Annotated in this window: 14 protein-coding genes; 2 read left to right on the forward strand and 12 right to left on the reverse strand. The window is 46.0% G+C overall.

The window, feature by feature from the left end; all coding sequences use genetic code 11:
- Positions 1 to 391 precede the first annotated feature (391 nt).
- From V1L65_RS18380 to V1L65_RS18400, 5 genes are read right to left on the reverse strand one after another with little or no spacing between them, the layout of a single operon-like run.
- Entirely contained in the window at positions 392 to 1,411 is a 1,020-nt protein-coding gene (locus V1L65_RS18380) for a DUF2804 domain-containing protein (RefSeq protein WP_331700684.1), read from the reverse strand.
- A gap of 33 nt (positions 1,412 to 1,444) precedes the next feature.
- Entirely contained in the window at positions 1,445 to 3,298 is a 1,854-nt protein-coding gene (locus V1L65_RS18385) for a patatin-like phospholipase family protein (RefSeq protein WP_331700685.1), read from the reverse strand.
- Positions 3,299 to 3,336: 38 nt separating this feature from the next.
- Complete coding sequence (locus tag V1L65_RS18390; RefSeq protein WP_331700686.1) at positions 3,337 to 4,812, reverse strand: stalk domain-containing protein; 1,476 nt, start codon at positions 4,810 to 4,812, stop codon at positions 3,337 to 3,339.
- Between the two features lie 23 nt (positions 4,813 to 4,835).
- Positions 4,836 to 7,145, reverse strand: a complete 2,310-nt coding sequence (locus V1L65_RS18395; protein WP_331700687.1) for a FecR family protein — start codon at positions 7,143 to 7,145, stop codon at positions 4,836 to 4,838.
- On the reverse strand, positions 7,142 to 8,863 hold the full coding sequence (locus tag V1L65_RS18400; RefSeq protein WP_331700688.1) for a CHASE2 domain-containing protein: 1,722 nt from the start codon (positions 8,861 to 8,863) through the stop codon (positions 7,142 to 7,144). Before V1L65_RS18400 ends, V1L65_RS18395 begins: the two co-directional genes overlap by 4 nt.
- A 345-nt stretch (positions 8,864 to 9,208) precedes the next feature.
- On the opposite strand from V1L65_RS18400, the gene V1L65_RS18405 reads away from it, so the two are divergent.
- Entirely contained in the window at positions 9,209 to 9,967 is a 759-nt protein-coding gene (locus V1L65_RS18405) for a type II toxin-antitoxin system Phd/YefM family antitoxin (protein WP_331700689.1), read from the forward strand.
- 444 nt (positions 9,968 to 10,411) lie between these two features.
- Here V1L65_RS18405 and V1L65_RS18410 read toward each other — a convergent pair whose 3' ends face one another.
- From V1L65_RS18410 to V1L65_RS18425, 4 genes are all read right to left on the reverse strand, one after another.
- The gene (locus V1L65_RS18410) at positions 10,412 to 11,599 is read right to left on the reverse strand and encodes an anhydro-N-acetylmuramic acid kinase (RefSeq protein WP_331700690.1); all 1,188 of its coding nucleotides are present in this window, start codon (positions 11,597 to 11,599) and stop codon (positions 10,412 to 10,414) included.
- Between the two features lie 248 nt (positions 11,600 to 11,847).
- Positions 11,848 to 12,627 carry an SDR family NAD(P)-dependent oxidoreductase gene (locus V1L65_RS18415; RefSeq protein WP_331700724.1) on the reverse strand — a complete coding sequence of 260 codons (780 nt, stop codon included), beginning with the start codon at positions 12,625 to 12,627 and terminating at the stop codon, positions 11,848 to 11,850.
- A gap of 28 nt (positions 12,628 to 12,655) precedes the next feature.
- On the reverse strand, positions 12,656 to 13,297 hold the full coding sequence (locus V1L65_RS18420; RefSeq protein WP_331700691.1) for a response regulator transcription factor: 642 nt from the start codon (positions 13,295 to 13,297) through the stop codon (positions 12,656 to 12,658).
- 21 nt (positions 13,298 to 13,318) lie between these two features.
- Positions 13,319 to 18,376, reverse strand: a complete 5,058-nt coding sequence (locus V1L65_RS18425; protein WP_331700692.1) for an AAA family ATPase — start codon at positions 18,374 to 18,376, stop codon at positions 13,319 to 13,321.
- 172 nt (positions 18,377 to 18,548) lie between these two features.
- On the opposite strand from V1L65_RS18425, the gene V1L65_RS18430 reads away from it, so the two are divergent.
- Complete coding sequence (locus V1L65_RS18430) at positions 18,549 to 20,063, forward strand: sensor domain-containing diguanylate cyclase (RefSeq protein ID WP_331700693.1); 1,515 nt, start codon at positions 18,549 to 18,551, stop codon at positions 20,061 to 20,063.
- A 258-nt stretch (positions 20,064 to 20,321) separates the two neighbouring features.
- Here V1L65_RS18430 and V1L65_RS18435 read toward each other — a convergent pair whose 3' ends face one another.
- From V1L65_RS18435 to V1L65_RS18445, 3 genes are all read right to left on the reverse strand, one after another.
- Positions 20,322 to 21,257 (reverse strand): formylglycine-generating enzyme family protein, encoded by a 936-nt coding sequence (locus tag V1L65_RS18435; protein WP_432505353.1) that lies wholly within the window; start codon positions 21,255 to 21,257, stop codon positions 20,322 to 20,324.
- 363 nt (positions 21,258 to 21,620) lie between these two features.
- Positions 21,621 to 22,154 (reverse strand): chromate transporter, encoded by a 534-nt coding sequence (locus tag V1L65_RS18440; protein WP_331700694.1) that lies wholly within the window; start codon positions 22,152 to 22,154, stop codon positions 21,621 to 21,623.
- A 12-nt stretch (positions 22,155 to 22,166) separates the two neighbouring features.
- Positions 22,167 to 22,823: a chromate transporter gene (locus V1L65_RS18445; RefSeq protein ID WP_331700695.1), complete on the reverse strand. Its 657-nt coding sequence runs from the start codon at positions 22,821 to 22,823 to the stop codon at positions 22,167 to 22,169.
- Positions 22,824 to 22,889: the final 66 nt, after the last annotated feature.

The following is a 22,889-nucleotide window of genomic DNA, read 5'->3' on the forward strand; positions in this document are numbered from 1 at the left end:
AAGGGAGCTTTATTTGCTATATATGGATCAATAACGGAACGCCTGTCACTTTACCGACTCAAAACTGCTCTTTTGGGCGTAATAGCGGAACGACTGACCAGTTAGTTAGCTAGGGAAGCTAAAATTGGTCAACAAAGGCGGACGCTGCCGCTTCTCCATTCCCAATCTTGCTCTTCGTTACCCTTTCTTTTTGCTTGCCAATCGTTGCCCACAATGAATCGACACCCTCCTAACATTCGTTAGAGTTTCCGGACAAGTTTCTCAACAGCCTGATACCTGATATACACGTTTGAACCACACTTTTCACATCTACCTTCCTTCGATGAGCAATGAAAGCTCCTCATGCGGTTCTAAGTAACTACAGGCACAGCACCTCATCGCACTCACGCCGCTACCACTTGGCAGCATGATCTTCTGCCCAGCCAAGCAAATTAGAAATTATAATCTTTTCTCCGCTGTCATCAACGATATAACCGCTGTATGTGCCTATCAATTGATGAACCTTTGATGTAATAATAACAGCATTGGTTGCGGCTATACGTTCAAAAATAGGATCAAAGCGCAGCTTCACTCTATCGCTTCCCTTCGTTTCCAAATGCCACGGCTCCATATAATTTTGCTGATTATAGTTCCAAATCATATCCTCGTGAATTTTATGCAGCCTGCCGTTCACAACAAAACCATTTTCATTTTGCCCGGTACCATCCGTCCATTTGCCTCCAAAGTTGAGGCCGATCGTCCTGCCATCAGCCCGGCCTGAGGCAGCGCCCCAATTCCATTCTGCACGGTATGGCCATTTCCCCCTGCCAAAATCGAGACAGCCGTAGCTATCGGTCCGGGATATCGAATACGTTTCCTCATGCCAATGTATCGTGCCGGATGCAGGCAGCGCTTCCATCTTAGAAGTAAATTGAAATCTCTCCCTGCTCCACGGAATAACGACATTGAGAGATTCGTGATCTTGCGGACGCTCAATAAGGAGGCTCGCTGTAAAGGGCTGATTCAAACCGCCGAAGCTCGGACAGTGTACCTTAATGCTGGTGCTGCCCCCCAATTCCTCAAAGGCGATGGCGAGCTGCGGACTTTCATACCGGACAGAGGCGTACACCTCATCAGGCATATTGCAGCCTTTACCAAAAGGAACAACGACTGTTTTCTCTTGAAATTTTTTAGTAGCAAGATCAAGCGCATAAATAAAAATAACAGCCGCATAATCCAAATGGGATATCGTCGCTGAAAATAATAACTGCGGGCTCGTTACGCACCAATAGTTCCACTTTTTTTTGCGAAACAAACTGCCTTTTACGTTGCATGCTATAATCGGATGCCTTGCCCAGCCTACTCCATCCGGCGAAAGCTTGCCTTGCTGGTCGCACATTGCCACAGCTTCTACTATTTCCCGCGCCGTCATCCTCATCCTCCTGACAAATGTTCAATTATAATTCTATGATGTCTGATCCAACAGCTGCCTGATTTGCTCTACAGACTGGCGTGTTACTTGCTCGCCTGCGGAAATGCAAAAATTCATATCCTTAAAGCCAATCTGCTGAAAGCCCAGATCGGGACGCAATATGATATCTGCAAGCTGCAGCTCTTCCCGAACCATTTTGGCACTCATCATATCAATTGTATTCATCAAAGAGTCTATAAAATGCCGAGTTGTTCCTTTAGCAAATGATTCCGCGCTTACATTTACCGCAATAACGATATCTGCTCCCATGCTTTTAACAAGCGCTGCCGGGACTGGGTGGACAACAGCCCCGTCGATCAATGTTTTATTTTGAAATCGAACAGGCCTCATAACAGCTGGAATAGCTGTACTGGCGCTGATGGCATGAGCCAGCGAGCCGCGCGTCATAATATGAGCCTCGCCCGTAGCCACCTCAGAAGCTACCGCTGCGAAAGGAATTGGCAAATCTTCAATATTGCGCTTGCCCAAATGACCTTCTATAAAATCTACCATCGGTGTATTGTGTACAAAAGAGCGCTTGGGGAAGGTGGGCCGCACTAGCTGCCCCCAGCGCATTGTGGCGACTACCGCAGCGCAATCATCCGCTGACATGCCCGCGGCGAACGCCCCGCCGACAAAGGAACCGACGCTTGTGCCGGCAATATAATCGACCGGAATATTTTCTTGCTGCAATACACGCAGGACGCCAACATGTGCTAGGCCTCGCAGCGAGCCGCTTCCCAGAGCAAGGCCTATCTTGGGCCGTTCTCCTTCAGACCGGCTTCTGCCAAACCGCAAATGGCCGCTGGTAATCATTCTGCCTTCGCTGCGAATAAAAGCTTCCTTAATAATTGCTTGCAGCTCTTCTACATTATTTCTCAGGTACGGAAATAAGCTTAGCATGCGAAGCGCATCCTGCGAGAAGGCATATTCAGCATGGGCAGCCCCTTCACGGACAGCAAAATACTTAGCCAGCAGCGGAATATCCTCAACCCGCTCACGCAGGGGCGGTATTACAATAAGCTGTGCACGCTGCAGCGGCAGCTGAACGCTGGAAAGCAAAATAATTCTTGTTTCTCCATCTGTGCCGTCTATCGCGTGCAGCCACTCGCGGGACAGCTTTTCAGCATCGGAAATGACTAACGATCCGCCTCTTGCCGCCCGCAGCGTTGCTTCCCATTCCGATTGATTTAGTTTATCCGGCTGGATCGTTAACAGCGGATAAAGCCCTTCCGCTGCCAAATAATGCAGCTTAGCCGCTACATTCATTTTGCCCGTGCCTGGCTCGCCGCATATAACAACAGGCTTCGTATGCGAGGCTGCGGCATGAACCTGAGCGATAACCAGGCGGATCGCTTCGCTATCGCCTATAATATCACCATAACGCTCCTCATCCCGGCCTTCCTGCTGCTTTATAACCAGCACACTTTTTTCATGCTCTTCAACGACACGCGCATTGGAATTTTGTATGCGTTTGACCATAGCATTAATCATTTGCATGCGGAACTGCGAATGCTCATCCATTAATAGCAGCAAGCCTTCTCTGCCGATCGCATGGACCTGAACCTCGCCAATCGCCTCTACATTGGCACTGACTGTATCGCCGGTCAAGCAAGACATTTCTCCAAAAAACTGACCGTGCTTCAGCACGGCCAATTGTATTTTCACTTCCTGTTCTATATAAACACGTACCTCGCCCGTTGTTATGATGAACACTTTATCGCTTATTGTGCCCTTCTTCATAATCAGCTCGCCCGCTTCATACTGATAGAATTCGATGGCAATACCGGCTGCTATCAGCTTTTCTTTAATTTGAGCATTAATCAAAGGATATTGCTCATTATTCACTAGCAACGACCTCTTTTCACCCTGTTAAAGAACTAATCTTAATCCCTCATTAAAATAATAGCATTTTGCTCCTTCACCTCAATGGTGCGAAGCTGGGATATACGCTGCAAATAAGCTAACTCCACATAGCCCTTGCCATTAATAATAGGTGCATTTTCCTCGCCAAGCTTAAAGCGCACGCTCCAATCGTTTTTCACGATTTCTACCTCAAACGTTTCTTTATGCCACAGCACATCCGCCTGCCACTGCTCAAACAGATCTCTAACCGGCACAAATTGCTTGCCCTTGCTTTCATAAGGAATCACACTGTCAGTAAAGGATATGCGGTCATAATCAAACCATACCTGTGTCTGCTTCGGCGATTGCTCCAGCGGGATAGAATCGATAATATCTGCTTCTGTTTTCACCGTCTCAAGCTGCTCCAAATCAACCGCTACTGCTTTAATCTTACCGTTATGAGAATCAGACACATACAGCTTGCCGTCTGCATATGCAACTGCGGCTGGAACATTGAACTGCGCTTCTCCAATCGCTCCAAGCTGGTCGCCTGGCAGTCCTTGGCCGGCGACATTCACAACAAGCCCTTCTGCTGTAATCGCTCTGATTCTGTGATTCAAGCTGTCAGCGATAAACAAAATGCCATTTTCGTAGTGCAAGCCCTTCGGAAAGTTAAAGGCCGCCTGCTGACGAGCACCGTTCCGGTAACCGCCTTCACGGTATTCTGTTAATTCGTCAGCTGGCGTTACAGTTCCTGCAAACGTGCTGACTTTATTATCCGCTATTTCCCTGATCAGCTGGTTGCCGCTATCCGATACATAAATGCTGCCATTGTCGCCAATCGCCACATCAGCCGGTTCATTAAAGCGGGCAATACCAGCCGAGCCATTCAGCAAGCCTCCGCTGCTGTCCTGCTTGCCGGCAACGGTTGACACTTCTCCTGCTGGCGTAACTAGGCGAATGACATGGTTCATCGTATCCGCTACATATAAATTATCCTGCGCATCAATCGCGATGCCGCTGGGATGATTGAACTGCGCTTTTGTTTTCTCGCCGTCCAAATAGCCCTGCTGGCCAGTTCCCGCATGCGTATACACGACGCCATCTACAATTTTGCGAATCGTGTGGTTACTAAAATCGCTCAAATAAATAATTCCTTTACTGTCGACCGCAATATCCCGCGGATGAAAAAACATAGATTTCTCCAGTCCTGTATCCACATAGCCGCCAATTGGCTGGCCATAGCGGTCTACTCCGAGCTGTCCGCCTGTCATCCAGCTTTGCTGCATGTCAGAGGCAAGCTTCTCTATCGTATGATTGGCTGTGTCGATTACAATAAGTCCGCCATCACCTGCCGCCCATATTCCCGCTGGCTCCAGCCATGAGCCCGCAAGCTCGCTGACAGCCTTCTTGCTGCCGCTTTCTGCAGCTGAAACCCCGATTGCACTGCTGCTCATAAGCAGCAGCGCAATCAGCGCAGCTTTAAATCCTTTCCCGCCAAATCGTTGTCCTCTCATACTTGCACCCCCTTTTCTCGCATCTATATTACACGATTAAATATTTGAGTTACTACCTTTTCTTCCTGCTGACCGCCATTTGAAATATAAATATTCAAGTTCAAGCTTGCAGCACTGCCTGACTGGCCTAAGACTTGCTCCAGCCAGCTTTTCTTCAATGTAATTATCGCTTCAGCCGGCTGTCCCGGCTTCGTCTGAATTGTATACGCTGAACTCGGGACCGCTTCCTCCGCATCGCCATAGGTCAGCCTTGCAATCGACTCTGCATTATTCAAAACAACATGCTGCTGCAAATCACGCAGCATATAGATATACGAGGCTGGCTCTGTTTGGGTTGATTGTCCCCCGCTTGCATTCGTCCAAAGCTCAGGCGATTGTACTCCTGTGGCTTCATTTTTAAATAAACCGGTATTAAATTTCAGCGGCACCGTGCTGATTAATCCGTCTGGAATTGTTATATACAGCGATCCGCCATTGATGCCAGACGTATAGCCGATCATATATAAAGGCTGAAGCATACGCCCATCCCTGGCCAGCCAAATGCCGTCCTTTAACAATTGAGGATTGGCATTAACACCTGGAAAAAGCTGTACCGCTACGCCGCTCCCCAACGAATTTACATTTTCCCAATATTGCGCTGAAGTTTTAACGAGCTCAATATTTAGCGGATCTACGCTATTATCCTTGTCTTCATCGTTTAGATATATGGATAAACTAGCGCTTTGTGCGAATTCCAGCTCTGTCAAAAGGGTATTGTTCAGCACAATTTCAAACAGGTCTCCCGTCAGAGTGCGCCGATCATAATGTTGTGATTCATGAAGTTCCATAGTTATTGGTCCCGATATATCCTCATGGAAATAATCTAGTGTAATGGACAGGTTATCTGCCGTATGGCCATAAGGATAGATCGGAATTGCCAGCTCTGAAGCTTGATCTAAATAAATAATTTGTCTTGAAGCTGACCATACGACTGGAAGCGACTCAAACAATCGTTCCCGCTGAATATTGTCAGTGCCTCTTGATTTAATCGCCCCTTCCGTGAATGTAAGCCCATAATAATCCTGATCCAACGGCAGCTTCTCGCTGAGTGTAATGATGATCTGGTCGTAATTAGCTCCTCCTACTACTGCTGTAAACGGAATGCTAATTGGCGAGCCGTCCCCGTCAATTTCAATATGTGCCGCGCCGTCAACCATTTCATCGCTCCATTCTATCGGCTGATCAAATGGAATAACAATTTGATTCGACTCATTGTAGCGCTTATGAAATTGATTTTGAAAAAGCTCCCAATCTATTCTAGGCATTTGAATATACTGCTGCTCTACCGTTAATATATGCCCTGAACTGAATTCGAGCAGCAGCTCCTGCTTCACATCCTGTCCATTCTGCTGTACCCTTTCTATGTATTCATTGTTCAGTCGTATAGTTTGACTATCTACCACTTCGTACATCGTAGAGGGAAGCACATACACCCCTTTTTCTCCAAAACCGCCATCCAAATATTGCACGAACATTATCCGCGACAGCGTCTGTCCGTTGCCGTTATACTTGATATCGACTTTATCGCTGCCTTCATAAACCTTATCTACAGAAATCAAAGAAGGTGCGCCGCCGCCTGGGGTTCCTCCACTGCCACTGCCAGGGTTTACCGGCGGATCATATACGATAATATGCTTCTCTGCCTCTTCATCGTCTGCCATGCCTTCCTCGTCATAGAAACGGGCTTCTTGAATTTTGTCCAGTTTTTCCACCGACCAGGCGCCGGAATCATCCATATGGAAGCTTTCATCCGGATTAACGAAGATCGGCTCCCCGTCTTCTTGATTGGAAAGATCGATTCGCACTTGTCCTTCCAACACGCCAACCCATGTTCCTAATCCATCATAATAGACATAAAATTCCGTTCCCATAACACCCATAATCGCTGTTGGCGTTTTTACATTAAAGCGGGAATCGCCATCCAGCTTTTTAGTAATCTTCACCTTTACTTTGCCGCCGACTAGCGACAGCGTGGTTTTGCCTGACTCCGATTTTATGCTGCTGAGCAGTTCGCTAATGACAAGCTTTGTATCTGCGGCAACGGTAACCTCTTTGTTATCGTCAACCTGCAGCTTAAGGCTGCTCTTGCGTCCTGTCGTAAACGTATCGCCTTGCGTAAAGGACATATTTTTAAATACGGAAAACTGCTTCTCTCCGCCGCCCTTCTTCATTTGAACGGTGCCTGAAAGCTCCAGTACCTTTCCTACCTTTGCATAGTCCTTGGCAAAAATAGCTTGCGGGACTATTAGGCAGAGTATTAATACAGCTGCAACGAGCACTCTGCTAAGCTTCACTTTATTCCCTCCAATTCATAGATTGCAATCTTCTGTTCCTTGCCCTTCACTTGGATCTCGCCAAGAAATGCGGCATCTACTCTCTCCTTAACCAGCTCATATACTGCGCTGCTTACTATTATCTGCCCGGGCTTTGCCGAACTTTCCAGCCTTGCCGTTGTATTGACGGTATCGCCGATTACCGTGAAATCCATTCTTGTCTTGGAACCGATGTTGCCGACAACAGCCGGTCCAGTATGTATGCCTATGCCGAATTTAACCCCTTCTCCGAAGCGCTCCATCAGCTTTTTCTCCAGCTCTGCTGAGCCCTCCTTCATCGCCCATGCCGATCTGACGGCTTGCATCGCATGATCCTCCAGCGGAAGCGGCGCATTAAAAATCGCCATCGTCGCGTCGCCGATAAATTTATCAAGCGTGCCGCCAAATTTAAAAATACAATTCGCTGTCAAATCAAGGTACTCATTCAGGATGCCTACAATTTCCTCAGGCTCCACACGCTCGGATAAAGTCGTAAAGCCGCGAATATCGACAAATAGTACGGTTAATTCCTTGCGGCTACCGCCAAGCTTCAAGCCTTCCTCGCCATTTTTCAAAATCTGGTCCACAACCTCCGGAGCGACATATCTGCCAAATATTTGCGTCACTCGTTTGCGCTCCGCCAGCTCAACCACGTAATTATATGCTACTGAAGCAATGAAGAACGTAAATAACATGGCTATTAAATAAACAGATGATACAATCGTTCCGCTGTCATAAATCCATCTGCTTGCAAATAAAATAGCTGTCGCCAGCGCTGCAAGCGCTGCAAAGGAACCGATTACAGACCGCAATCTGCATAGCCAATAAGCAATCAGCGCGACGGCAATTAATATAGCCCCATCCCATTTCCAGTCCAGCTCTTTTTTATAATGCTGCTCCAAAATAGATTGAATAATGTTCGCGTGGATCTCCACTCCAAACATGCTTTGCTTGCTGTCCAGCGGGGTTAAATAATCGTCGTTCATGCCAACGGTGTACGGTCCCGCCAAAACGATGCGATCTTCAAAATAGTCAGCCGGCACATCCCCCTGCAGCACCATCGAGAACGGAATAACTTCAAATTGCTGAGGCTTGCCGGCATAAGCGATATGAAAGCGTTCAAAAGGATCAAGAGGCACATCCGCCTGCTCAATCCGTTGTCCTGTATGCTCCATATATTTGTTGGCAATAACCCAGGAGAAGCTGTCAATCTGCTCGCCATTATAGGCAAATCTGAGCAATGATTTGCGGACCACACTGTCACTGTCTGGAATCGTATTCAAATGACCAAGCGCTGCAGCCGCTTCCTTAAGCTCCGGGAAAGGCTCATACAGCTCGAGCGCTTCAATCATGCCACGCTGCGCATACTCATCAAACACCCCATAACGGGCTAACACTACATTGCCCGCCTCCCGGACAGCGTTAACAAATGCCTCATTCTCATCGCTATCATCCGATGGCAACGGGAAGGTAATATCAAGTCCGATTACAGCCGGATTTCCTTCCGATAAATATTCAATTAACTGAGCGTAGACTCTTCGATCCCAAGGCCATTGCCCAATTTCAAGCAAGCTTTCCTCATCAATAGCCAATATAGATATACGAGTGTCTATAGGCCTTGTATGCTGCAGCCATTTGTCTTGCATGCGCAGTTCCAGTGCTGACAGCACGTTTTGCTGCAGCAGAACTACAAATAGCAACGTTATAATGGCATGTAAATGTTTTAGTTTTATGTGCATTTCCTCCCTTATCCATGCACTTTTTGGCAATTGTAAGCGCAAGCAACGACAGTATTCTATTTTATTCTAACAGCCTTTAATCAGATTGACATCAAATTATGACAAAAAAATTACATTAATTATGTGATAATGCACTAATCGGGGCTGTCGACTTATTGTGGTATACCGCGCCTGCACATTTCTCGATAGGTTCGCACGTTTCTACGTGATCGAACGGCAAGCACAGCATCTCTCGTGCGGTATTTTGCCATTAGTCGATCGATATGATATATTAATCGTATGATCTTTGGACAATAATGTTACGAGGTGATTGAAATCAAAGATACGACAAAAATCATTACAGCAACTGAGTTCAAAACAAATCTGGGCAAGTATTTAGAATATGCAGCAGAAGATAATGAAATTGTCATCACAAAGAACGGAAATAAATTCGCACGATTGACGCCATACATTTCTCGAATCGAACGATATTTTAAAGTGAAGGAACGAGCACAAGACTATCAGTACAGCGGCAAGAAGGTCTCTTATGAAGAGTTTATGGAGATTTACGAAAATAGTGAGCTTCGGATGGAGTATATCAACGGCGAAATTATTCTGCTCGCTTCCCCTAGCACCTTCCATCAGGATATTTCAGGAAATCTATATGTTCATCTGCGGGCATATTTTAAAGGAAAGAAGTGTAAGGCTTTTTATGCTCCTTTTGATGTACATTTCTTTAAAAAAGACCTGGACACACCTGATGTCATGCAGCCAGACTTGCTCATTGTTTGTGATTACGATATGGCAGTGAATGAAAAAGACAAATATATGGGCACTCCAACGCTTTGTATCGAAATATTATCAAAAAGCACCCGCTCCAAAGATATGATTGATAAGCTGAATACATTTATGTTATCAGGGGTAAGGGAATTTTGGATCATCGATCCCGATAAGCTTTCCGTTTTAGTGTATAGCTTTGAGGATTTTACTATCGAAGAATTTGCTGCATACCGGTCAAATGAAGTGTTGCGATCCCGCTTTTTTGAAGGCCTTGAAATTGCAGTCAATGACATATTCGAAACATAGGGCGACTTCTGAGCGTCGATTAATTGTGTGCAACTATTGATAAGCAATGAGAAAGAGGAAACAGGGAGCAAGAATCTTTTTGAAACTATCCGCAAATAATCGACAGTCTCCAGCTAACGGTTGCAACAGACGCTATTCATGCGAAAATCGAGGATCAAATTTTCTAACGGTTGCAGTGGCGCTTAATCAAGTATAAATCACTATTTTCTATGCAAAATGATGAAATAACGCTCGTGGCAGCCGTTACAAAATTAAAATGCCTAAACAAGCTGAAATAGCGGCGTGGGCAACCGTTAGAGCGAAATTTGGCTGAAAATCAAAAATGGCGGCGCAGGAATATCTCCCCAGCGCCGCCAATCTAGCGAACTGCCTTCCATAAGCAAATTGTCTTCCAAAGGCGAACTCTTTCCCTTAACAAGCTCCGTTTGTTACTGCAAATTCCAATCAAGGCAAAGCAAGCTTTCCCATTACAGTTGCGGTGCTTGCTCCTGTAGCAGATGGCATGTTATTGCATTTCTCATACATAAAATCATTGCCCAGCAGCGCAAATATAATAGCTTCCTTCGCATCGGAGGAGACGCCTGCCTCATCGGCGGTAAGCACCTGCTGCTCAGGCAGCAGCTCCCCAAGCATACGCAGCAGCGTTTTGTTGAACGCTCCGCCGCCGCTGACAATAATTTGGTCAATATTCGTAAACGGCAGCACATGCTGCTTGCAGGAATCCGCTATCGTATGCGCCGTAAATGCTGTCGCTGTAGCCACAATGTCGGCATCCTTCAAGCTATAGCTGCGAGCTTTGGCAATAAATTCAGCGGCATAGCCAATGCCAAACAGCTCGCGACCTGTTGACTTCGGCGGCTTCATGGCGAAATAAGGATGCTGCATCATTTCGCTTACCAAGCCCATATGCACTTCTCCGCTGGCTGCCCAATCTCCGCTCACATCATAGGTTTTTTGGCCATTGGTCAACTGGTATACGACCTGGTCAATGACCATATTGCCGGGGCCCGTGTCGAAAGCGGTTACCTGATTCGGCTCTGCAGCAGCTGGAATAACAGCGCAATTGCCTATCCCGCCTATATTTTGCAGCAGCCTCGCTTGCTGAGGGTGCCTGAACAGTACAAAATCCCCATACGGAGCAAGCGGCGCTCCCTGTCCGCCAACTGCCATATCCGCTGTGCGGAAATCGCCGACTACCGGTATGCCCGTCTTCTTCGCAATAACCGATATGTCGCCAATCTGCAAAGTAGAGCGCTGCAAATAAATAGAATTAGGATCATCCTGAGGAATATGCCATACCGTTTGACCATGCGTGCTGATCAAGTCAATATCTTGAACGGACAATCCTGCATCCGAAATAGCAGCAAGCGCCGCATCGGCAAACAAATTGCCCATATAAAAATTCATGCCGCATACTAATGCTACATTTGAGTGTTCAACCGTACATAAAGTTTTCAGCTGCTGGCGCAAGCTGTCCTCGTATCCCGCACTGTAGAAATGGACCAGCTCAGCTTTGGCGTCATAGCCGCTCCCTTCTATCCGGACGATTGCGGCATCAATCCCATCCAGTGAAGTGCCTGACATTAGACCGACTACGAGCTTTGAAGATTCGTTGCTGTACCTCTGAAGCATTGCTAAACACCCTCTCCAATTGTTTTCCTCTATACCGTTTCCAGCTATTATTTATTATAGAAGTAACAATTTTTTATTTCAATATAATAATAGTGTTTAGAAATATTTTTTCAGGGTGTCGATTAATTGTGGATAGGGCAATAAGCAATCGAAAGGGATGCTACTACGATCAAGTTTGGGATTCCGACCGCTGTTGTAGCCCAATTTTTTTGATGAACTAACCTCTGTAAAGGATAAAATGGTCTGAGCTACTCCACGTAGATCATCTTTTTCGTCATGCCTCCATCGACAACAAGATCAGCGCCCGTCACAAAATCATTATCAGGCTGGGTCAAATAAAAGCATGCCTTTACGATATCCTCCGGCTTGCCAACCCGCCCGGAAGGATGCTGCAAGTGATCAACAGGGCGCAGCTCGCCGTAATCGATCGTTTCTATCCAGCCCGGACTAATCGCATTTACGGTAATTTTATCTGGTCCAAGCGATACGGCAAGAGCATGAGTAAGAGCAACAAGGCCGCCCTTGGAAGCAGCATACGCTTCAAAATTCGGCTCCGACATCGCCGCTCTCGTAGAAGCGATATTGATAATTGCTCCGCCTCCTTGTCCCCGCATTAGCTTAGCCGCCTCGCGCGAGCACAAAAAAGCGCCTCTTAAATTAGTATGCAGCACATCGTCCCACTGCTCCACCGTCAAATCATAAGGCGAGCTCCAAATGCCAAAGCCTGCATTGTTGATCATAATATCAAGCTTTCCGTAAGCAGCCTCTATGAGTGAAAATAACTGCTCTATTTGCTGCGGGTTGCTTATATCAATAACGTAAACGGCGTGCTGCACCTGCTTGCTCTTCAGCAGCTCGGCTGTCTCCTCCAAACGGCTCGGATTGCGGTCGACTGCAATAACTGTTGCCCCGGCCTCCCCGTAAGCAAGTGCAAGCGCACGGCCGATGCCGGCTCCCGCACCTGTTATAAGCACTTTTTTCTGATCGAATAAACAGCCCCTCAAGCCATTATCGTTAATCTCCTGCATATTACAGCCCTCCACATGCTTCATCATACTAAGACATAATCTGCTGCAGCTTGACTATCGCTTGTACCCGGTCGATCACTTCCAGCTTGCTATAAAGATTACTTATATAATTACGAGCTGTGCCTTCTGCAATATATAGAGCGGCAGAAATTTCACGATTGCTGTAGCCTTTGAGCAATAGCTTGGCAAGCTCCTGCTCACGGCTCGTCAGCACAATTGCAGAGGAATCCGGCAGCTTATTTTGCTGCGACAGATCCGTAATCTTACTGGCGAGCCTCGCTGCTACCGGCGCAGGCAAAATAAAATTGCCTTGAACCGTATCATGAATAGCTGCAATCATTTTATCTGCGTCCAAATCCTTCAAAATATAGCCGCTTGCGCCGCCAGCCATCCCGTCAACAATGTAATGATCCTCTAAAAACGTCGTCAATATTAAAACAAACACTTGCGGAAACTTGCTTTTAATATGCTTAAGCGCAGTAATGCCATCCATAACCGGCATCTGTATATCCATCATAACGAGATCGGGCTTGAGAGATTCTACTAAATCACATGCCTCTTGACCGTTGCCGGCTACGCCCACAACTTCAAATTCGTCCTCCAAATCAAGTATGGTACGCAGTCCTTCTCTAGTTAGCATTTGATCATCAACGACTAAAATTTTAATCATATTTATCACTTCCTCGGCGCCTTAAAACATATAAGGCAGCTTAATCTGAAGCGTACAGCCTTCATTTAATTTCGTATTAATGCTCAGCTCACCCTTCAACTGCTCGACGCGGTCATGCATCATTTTCAGCCCAAAACCGAGCTCCATCTCTTCCGCTCCAACACCATTATCGGTCAGTATAAATGAAACGGTGCTGCCGTCATTCTCAAGCACAAACTGAAAGGAGCTGCAGCCGCCGTGGCGAATCCCATTCGTCAAGCCTTCCTGCAAGGCATGATAAATTAACTTTTTATGCAGTGCGGGCAGCTGCGGCAGCGGCTCCATACGCACATCAATCGTCACGCCGGTATTGTGCATCGTATCTGCTATAAGCTGCTGCAGTACTGCCTCCATATTATAATATTTATCTTCCTTCAGCATATGGACGGAATGCCGGATTTCACTAAGACTGTGACGCACCAAATCCTGCGCTTCCTGCAAGCGTTCATAGGCTCCCTCTTTATCTTTAAGCATGAGGCGCTTGCCCGCTTCTATTTGTACAATCGTAGAGGTAAGCGTATGGCCGACAATATCATGAATTTCCTGCGCTATGCGGTTTCGTTCAGCATATACCGTCATCTCTGCCAGCGCCTCGGATGTCGTTTCCATCGATCTTTCCAAGCTGCGCGTACGCTGCACTACCTGATCCTCAAGGCTGTTTTTCAAATACTGGATGCTGGAGTAAAGCTTGGCATTAGACAAGGAAATCGCTCCTTGCGCGCTTAACAAGCGCAATACATTCAATCTTTCCTGCTTAAACACTCCGGTTGAAAGAGCATTCTCCAAATAAAGCACACAAACCAGCTTGCTCTGGTGCATAATCGGCAGGCAAAGCACTGATTTTAGCTGCTTCTTTTTTACATATTCAAGCTGCTCAAATATATGATGGCCGGCTGCATCATGAATGACCAGCTCCTCCAGCGTTCTCGCTGTATACTCAATAATTGGGACAGGAACAATTTGTCCGGCTTCAGACAGCGCGATAGATCGTATTTGAAGCGCATCAATCGTGCCTGATGCTTCAATCGACCAGCTGCCTTCCTGCTCAATTACGAGCGCCCCATACTCAGCTCCTGCATTTTGCAGCATGATATGCATGATAGCTTGCAGAAGCTTATCCATCTCTATTTCGCCTGACAACGCCTGCGCTGACAAAATAACCGATACATAATCTATTTTCTCTAATGCGTTTTGTTTTGGCAAATGCCATATATGGGCAAACTCCTGCTCCAAAAAAGCGGCCTTTCTGGTTGCCCCCCATCTCAAATAAGCATCATGGGCTTCGTATACATAAAGCTTTACCAGACCATGCTTCTGGCGTGTCATGCCATAACGGGCAAAGCTTTCAGCAATGACAGCAATATCAAACAGCTGCTCATGCTTAGTCGCTTCAATAAACGCTAGCTCGAATAGTTGCTCAGCCTGTCGATGCCTGCCCAGCAACGCCGCTAGCACAGCCTGCATACATAAATATTTAGCAAAATAAAGCGCGCTGCTGCGGTTTGCTTTTTGCTTGACAGCTTTAATGGAAGAACGAATTTGCTTCATGTCTTCACTGCGTTCCTTCTTGCTGTGCTGATTATACAATTCCTTAAGCGTTAGAACGTGAAAAAAATGAAAGTACGCTTCGTCAATCGTTCCCAATTTATTGTTTTCAAATGAAGCTTTGTTCTGTGCTAATATCGCTCTGGCGCCCTCATAATCCCTCTTTATATAACGAGCAACCAGCTCGTAATAATGAAGCCGTTCTCTAATTATAAAAGGGAGATTTCTGTCAGGAACGGAACCGTCCTCAAGCTCATTGCTGTCAGTCCCGCCGAATAGCTGTTCAGGCAAGCGGTAGTCAGACAGCTCGCATAACAGCTTTGCAAACTGTTTGATTTCTGTACCGGCCATATATTTTTCATTCATTGGCATTGCCTGCAGGCTGGCAAGCAGCGTAGAATACGTATCTCTTACCAGATGGCCGCTCTGCAGCCGATACAAGCAATTCAGCAAAATGCTTTGCTCCAAATGCCATGCAGCTGCTGCCGGAGAGCTAGCCGCCGATCCTTTCAAAATGTCGTTGAATTGAAGTAAATAATCAGGCTCAAGGCTGCGCCAGCTGTTGTAGCATAAGGTTAAAATCGAATAAACATGAAGCTTTAATTGATCCTCATTTTGCACGATTTCAAGGGCAAGCTTACCCCAGTAGTAAATGTCAGAAGGATTACCGTTTCTTTTTTCAAGCAAAAGGGCAAAGCCGGCGAAGCCATAAGCAGACTCCAGGGCAAAGCCGTAATCCATCGTCAGCTCTACCATTGTGAGCATAGCGCGTGTCCAATATATTTCATTGTTTGCGAAAAATGCATAGCTGGTTGCGGCAAGCAGCTCCATTACTGCTTGTATCCGCCGATCTGTCATGACTGGAAATGGGTCGAATTGCATTTGCGCATATCTTAATGCCTTACGGCTAACTCGCAGCCACTCCAAATGCCCGTTTACCGCACTTGTTTTTTCTGTAATAGGAAAACCAAGCAAGCTTAATGCTTTGCCGCCCAGTTCCGTCGCCTTGGTCAAGTTCCACTGCTGCAGCGCAAGTTTTATGAGCAGGCTGTAAGCTCCAGCCATATCCAGCTCATTGGCAGCATGCAGCAATACAATCTGCAGCAATCGTTCTGCTTCTCCATTATTCATGCAGCAGTATTCAGCCTCAGCTCTTTCGACGAACGCCTGGTACGTAATCGCATAGCAATGCTCCCAGCCATCATCGGTGAGCAGCGCAGTCGCTTTACGCAAATAAGGCCGCGCCGCTTCAATGGACTGCTTCTTTTTGGCATGCATTCCCGCTTCAAAATTAAGCTCGCCCAGACGCCGTTTAGTAAGCGGATCCTTATATACATCGTCGCCTTCGCCTTTGTCCAGATGGTCAAGCACAGCAAACAAATCAATCGGCTTTCCTTCTGCCCGCTGCCCGTCAAGCAGCATGCCGATTTGCAAATGAATAGCCCTGCCTTCACTGTCAGGCACAAGAGCATAAGCCGCCTGCAGCAATTCCACCTGCAAAAAGCTGTATATCTTCTCCTCCATCTGATGCTCGCATAGAAGCAGGCGATTGCTCACTGCATTCTCAGCCCACTCCTGCAGCATGCTGATCGGCTTTTTCGTTATTACCGAAAGTGATTCCAATTTAAAGCCGCTGCCAAAAAAAGCCGCTCTGCTTAATATAAAAGCCGTTTCCCCGGGCAATTGCTGCAGCTTCGCGCTCCATATCCTTTGCGTATCAGCGGCCTCAGCTGTATGAAGCATACGAATCGCTTCTATATCCCAATCCCACACTCCAGCAAGCTGATTATATTGAAGCAGCTGCTGTTCCTCCAGCTCCGCCAACAATTTTTTAAGCTTGCGCGGATGGCCTTCTGTTATGTGAGCAATAGCCGGGACCAGCTCATGCAGCTGCTCTGGATGGCAAGCTAAAGCATCTGCCAGCAGCAATTGCAGCTGCTGCTCAGAATAGGGCAGCAAGTCAATGCGCTCTATTCGATTTATACGCTCATAATCTTGTGATCGGCTGTCATCGTATGGATCTATTTGAAATGCACCGACAATAAATAATCGTTTAATGCCAGCCTCGCTTATCACATGCTGCAAAAATTGCAGAGAGGCCTTATCCGCCCACTGTATCCCATGCACAAAAAATATAATCATATGGTGTATGTCTACAAATACCTGTAACAGCTTCGTAAACGTATTCTGCAGGCTATTGTTATTCTGCTCATCCCATTGCTCGCTGCCTGCTTTGCCGATAATCAGCTCAATGCGCGGAATCAGCCTGGCAATAGTCTCTTCATTGCCTTGTACTGCGCCCATTAATGGAGACCGCCAAATATCCAGCTGCTCTTGATTTAGCGTGAGCAGCTGATCAACAAGCTGAGTAAGCAGCTTTATCCATATATAGAAGGACTCGCATGCTTCCTCTTTATAGCTCAGCTTTAATCTTATAACTAACCGCCTGCCTGTCTCAGCCTTGCGCAGCATGTCCCTTACTAATGCGCTTTTCCCTGAACCGGCATCGCCATTTAACATGACAGCTTCTGTGCTTCCGCTTGCCGCCCGTTCCAGCGCAGCTATCAGCTTGCTGCGTTCCGCAAGACGCACCATAGAATCATTCAGCCGCAGCTCAGGGATGGCAAAATCATGCTTGGCCAATCCAAATGGCTTGATTCTTCCCATTACACGAAATTGTACCAAGCACTCCTCCAAATCCGAGCGCAATCCCGATACGCTTTTATAACGTGCATCCGGCATCTTTTCCAAGCATTTGCTCACAATGCTCGATACGATCCTCGGAATTGCTTTGTTCGTTGTATGTACAGGCTCTGGCGTTACAGCCAAATGATAATAAACCATATCAAGCACATTATCCGTAGCAAAAGGCAGACCGCCCGCCAGCCATTCATATAAAATCATACCGATTGAATAAATATCGGAGCGGTAATCCGGTTTGTTATCCGTTCTCCCCGTAAGTTCCGGTGATATATAAGACAGCAGCCGGTCAGCACCCGCGTATTGCCAATCCACGGTCTTTCCGGCTGTGATCGCGCTAGTTCTAAAATCCATTGCATATACTTGGCTAAGATCCTGGCTGACCCAAAAATAATTTGTATGGAATCCATAAAGGTTAATTCCCGCAAAATGAATACGCCTTAAGCAATCTGCCAACGCGATTGACACCTTTAATAGCTCATCAAGCTTCATTTCTGTTCTTTTCTCGCGAATAAGCTGCGCAAGCGATAATCCGCCCGGATCATCCATCAGCAAGACAGGCCTCTGCGCAGAGGTATACAGCTGCAAGGGCTTCGGAGCGCCTATGCCTGCCAAATGGAGAAGACAAGCATATTCATTTTCGAAGGCAACAATGACGGAATCTCCGGAGTTGTAATTGGCAGCTACTTTGGCCAACACTTCGGCGCCATCATCCATTCTGACCATTCTATATATAGTTATGTCCGAATCAAACTCTATTTCCTCTAATACACGATAGCCGGGATACTGGAACATGACGGTTACCTGCCTTCTTGATCGCGCTTAAGTTTTATTTACACGATTAGAAAATAATATTTTCTATAATCCTACCAAATTTCATTTTTTGTATAAATACAAATGGCTTCGTTTCGTATAAAATAAATAGAAATTGCCTTTTCACTTCATTAGAAAGTACAGGTGTGCACATATGACATTGGAAAAAGCTCTGCTGCTATTTATTTGCTACGGTATTCCAATTTTCTTTTTCATTTATATGGCGACCGATGTGCTGCTTCGCAATAGAAAAAAAACAGAGCATATACTACTTAGCGTCATTTGCATTTGCTATTTACTTTTGTTTTCAGAGGAATATATAAGAAATCAACTATCGGTTGAGTACAGCCCCATGCTTTCGGCCGTTTGGCTGAGCAGCGTCGGCTTGCTCATACCCGGCATTGGCTTTCATTTTCTGATCAAATTCACTCACCTGGATAAGAGCATGCCGCGCTGGCTTTACCCGTATGTTTTTTATTTGCCTGCCATTTTCGTAATTATCAATCTTGTAACCGGTGCCAGACTTATATCTGCGCAGGAATTCGTGCAATCCGGCATGTGGAACCTGCCTGTATACAACTCTGGTTATTATATTGCTATGTCAGCAAGTATCGGCAATAACATTTTATATATCATACCGCTATTTATTGCGCTAAAGAAATCTGCGCTGCCCGAGCAGAAAGCGATTTATAAGCAATTAATTTTTGGTGTAACCGTCGCTATATTATGGCATGTAATTTTCGGGTATATCAATTATGGCGACATGCTTCCGCCATATCCTTATTTATACAGCGGCATGGTTTGGTGCTACTTCCTACGCCATACGATGAAAAAATACGATTTTTTGAACTTATATGATAAGCGTTACGAGAAGCTATTTAATATGAATCCCGACTCTATTATGCTAATGGATTTCAAAGGCATGATAAAAAATGCGAATCCTAAGGCTGAGCAGTTATTAGCGATGCTGCAAATCACGCAGTCCCAATTCATCTCACTTCTGGATGACCATTTAAAAGAAAAAATTAGTAATAAACAGGTCATTCATGAATATGAAACCGAGATAAGTTACCAAGAAAAGCGGATCGCAATCCTTGTCAACGCTGATTATGTATGGGTAGACAATGAACAGCATATTCTTTTTATCCTTCGCGACATTAGTGTTCAGAAGCAGTACCAGGAGGAAATTATATTTTTGGCTTATCACGATCCGCTGACACGCTTGCCTAACCGCCGCTTTTTTTATGAAAAGCTGGATGAAGCTATTTTGCGCGCCAAACAAAATAAATCCAGGATTGCGTTAATGCTGATTGATCTTGATCGCATCAAGCTGCTCAATGACAACTTCGGCCACCTTGCAGGTGATGAAGCTTTACAAGCAACAGCGGCAATTATTAAAGATGCTGTACAACATAAGGGGACTGCAGCCAGAATGGGCGGCGATGAGTTTATTCTTTTTATAGAAAATTTTACGGGCAATAAAGAAATAGAGCTGCTGACCAAGCACATGCACGACCAGTTCGTCAGCAGCCAAGCCAAATATGGCCTGAGCTCGCTCGGCATGAGCATCGGCATAAGCTTCTTTCCTGAAGATGCTATTGATGGCCAAGCGCTAATCAATATTGCTGACAACAATATGTATGATAGAAAGAAAGCTCGCAGAGCGTAGCTTTTTTAAACTTATTAGCCGGTCGCTTGCTCGAGCGACCGGTTTTATTTGATAACGATTGCTTGCGCTGTTTTCATAAGTATATAGTTAATTATTGTATTTCTGTAGTGAATACAGTCACCTTTTTTGTCATATGACAAAATAAGGGAGACTCCTTCGCCATTCTTTGAAAGAAGCGTTTACCGATAAAATACAAAAACGCCCTCTCAAATAGCAGTCTGAATGTAACTGCTATTAGGAGAACGTTTTGACGGATTGCTAAACAGATTTCACACAACGGAATCCAATATTCCCTGTAGAGCTGTCAGGCGTATTTTTACTTCTGGCTGCTACTCTATAACGATTGCAGTAGGACTTGTGACATAAATAGGAGCCTCCACGCATGGAGCGTTGAGCGCCTGATCGCGGCCCTTTTGGGTTTATACAGCTGTCAAGCTGGTAGCTTCTTGGATCAAACCAATCTGCACACCATTCCCATACATTGCCCGACATATTGTATAAGCCATAGCCATTCGGCTTGTAAGCATCTACCGGAGCAGTACCTATATAGCCGTCGCTGGCATGATTTTTGATCGGAAACTTGCCTTGCCATATATTGCAGTGATGCTCACCGTCTTGTTTCAGCTCATCGCCCCACGGATATCTGCGGCCAACCAGCCCGCCTCTAGCCGCATACTCCCACTCCGCTTCTGTAGGCAGCCGCTTGCCAGCCCACTCGCAGTAAGAATATGCATCATTCCATGACACATGAATGACAGGGTGATTCATGCGATCCTCTATATGTGAATCTGGGCCTTCGGGATGATTCCAGTCAGCCCCTTCCACCACACACCACCAAGGCGTCTGTTGTGGAACATTTTGTACTTTTTTATACTCTTCCTCAGACAAAAGAAGGTGGAAAACATAAGACCAGCCGAATTTTTCAGCGTCAGTCTTATAGCCGGTCTCTTTAATAAAAGCTGCGAACTGCTCATTAGTAACTGCATAGGGATCTATATAAAAAGGATCAACCGTTACCGACCTGATCGGTCCTTCTCCATCAGCAGGAAAGCCTTCTGCATCATTTGTTCCCATCAAAAACTCGCCGCCCTGCAAATAAACCATGTCTGCAGTATTCCCTGCTGTACGGCTTGCATGCATGACAGGCTCAGCATTGGCTTGTCCAGCTACTTCCGTTTCTTGATCAGCCTTCATTTCATTTCTGCTTGCACTGCAGCAGGCTGGCTTGTCTGCGCTCTGCTTAACAATCAGCTTGCTCGATATCGTACGCTTGTTCCCGACAGGCACTTGCTGCTCTTGCTGCAAGCCTTCAGCCTGTTGTATTTTTTGCGTCTGCTCTTGCTGCTGCAAGTTTTCAGCCTGCTGCTGTAATTTTTGCAACTGCTGTTGCTGCTGCTGCACTTGTTTTTGCTCCATTGCTTAATCCGTCCCTTCCTATGCTTAAGCTCATTTAATTATATTTTCAAGGATAAACGGCTCCGCCGTCCTTTGGACAAGCGCGTTTACCGATGAATGATAAAAACAAGTTTATTGTGAAAACTTATAAACGCTTATCATTTAAAAAATAATCATTCCCACACCCGCCGATGCAATAATTACGAGCAATGGATGCAGCTTATACTCGGACACAGCTATAAATCCTGCTGCACATAATATAATAGTGCCTACCGTTGCCCATGCAAAAAAGGGCTCTTCGCTTCCAAGAAAGCCAAAATGCAGCCCTGCATAAATAATAAGTCCTGTCACTACCGGCCTCAAGCCGTAAAAGGATGCTTTAAGCCAGCTGCTCTCATTATTGCGAAACAGGAAGCTTGCAAGAACGATGACGACAATAAGCGAAGGAAGCACAATACCCGCCGTTGCGATAATAGCGCCAGGAAGTCCCGCGGTATGATATCCGATCAGCGTTGCGCTGTTTGTCGCGATTGGACCTGGAGCCGAGCCGGAAATCGTAACAATTTCCTGAAACTGCGTGCTGCTCATCCAGCCCTTGTTTATCGCTTCAAACTGTACTAAAGGTATAACGGCATAACCTCCGCCAAAGGATAAAAAACCGATTTTCAGAAATACTATAAATAATTCCCAAAGCATAATATCTTCCCCCTACACTTGAAGCTTTGCTTTTGACTGCTCATCTGTCTTTGTGTTTAAAGAAGCGGCTTTTTCCTTTTTAGCAGCTCCGGATGGTTTTTCAGTTTGAACAGGAATCCCCAGCTTTTTTTTCACATTTACAATAATAATACCGATAACAAGACCGCAAAGAATAATATAAATCGGATTCAAGTGAAATATAATAAGCAGCACAAGCGCCGCCAAACTTACTGCTGCCGTCGTCTTGTCAAATAAAGCTGACTTCATCATACGATGAGCTGCAACAGCGATTAAACCAATAATCGCCGCATGAATGCCCTTCAACGCGGATTCCACCAGCGGGTGGCCTTCAATTGCGGAATAGCTCAAGCTAAGCGCAAGCACAATGGCAAAGGTCGGTAATGCTATACCGATTACAGCAGCTGTAGCTCCTAACGCACCTGCCAGCCTGTATCCGATAAATGCTGCTACATTGACAGCTACACCGCCCGGCGCTGAACCGGCGACTGAAAATAAATCACTAATTTCCCGCTCATTAAGCCAGCTGCGCTTCGTTACGACTTCCCTTTCCACTAGCGCCATCATCGCATAGCCTCCGCCAAACGTAACGGGACCTATTTTCATAAACAGCCAAAACAACTGTATGACCATTGATATTTTATCCTTCATTTTGCTCCTCCAATCCGATCTGTCCATACATAAGTTAGCTATAATAATTATAGCACTTAATTTCAA

This window comes from Paenibacillus sp. IITD108 (genome assembly GCF_036541265.1).
In the GTDB taxonomy this organism is placed as follows: domain Bacteria; phylum Bacillota; class Bacilli; order Paenibacillales; family Paenibacillaceae; genus Pristimantibacillus.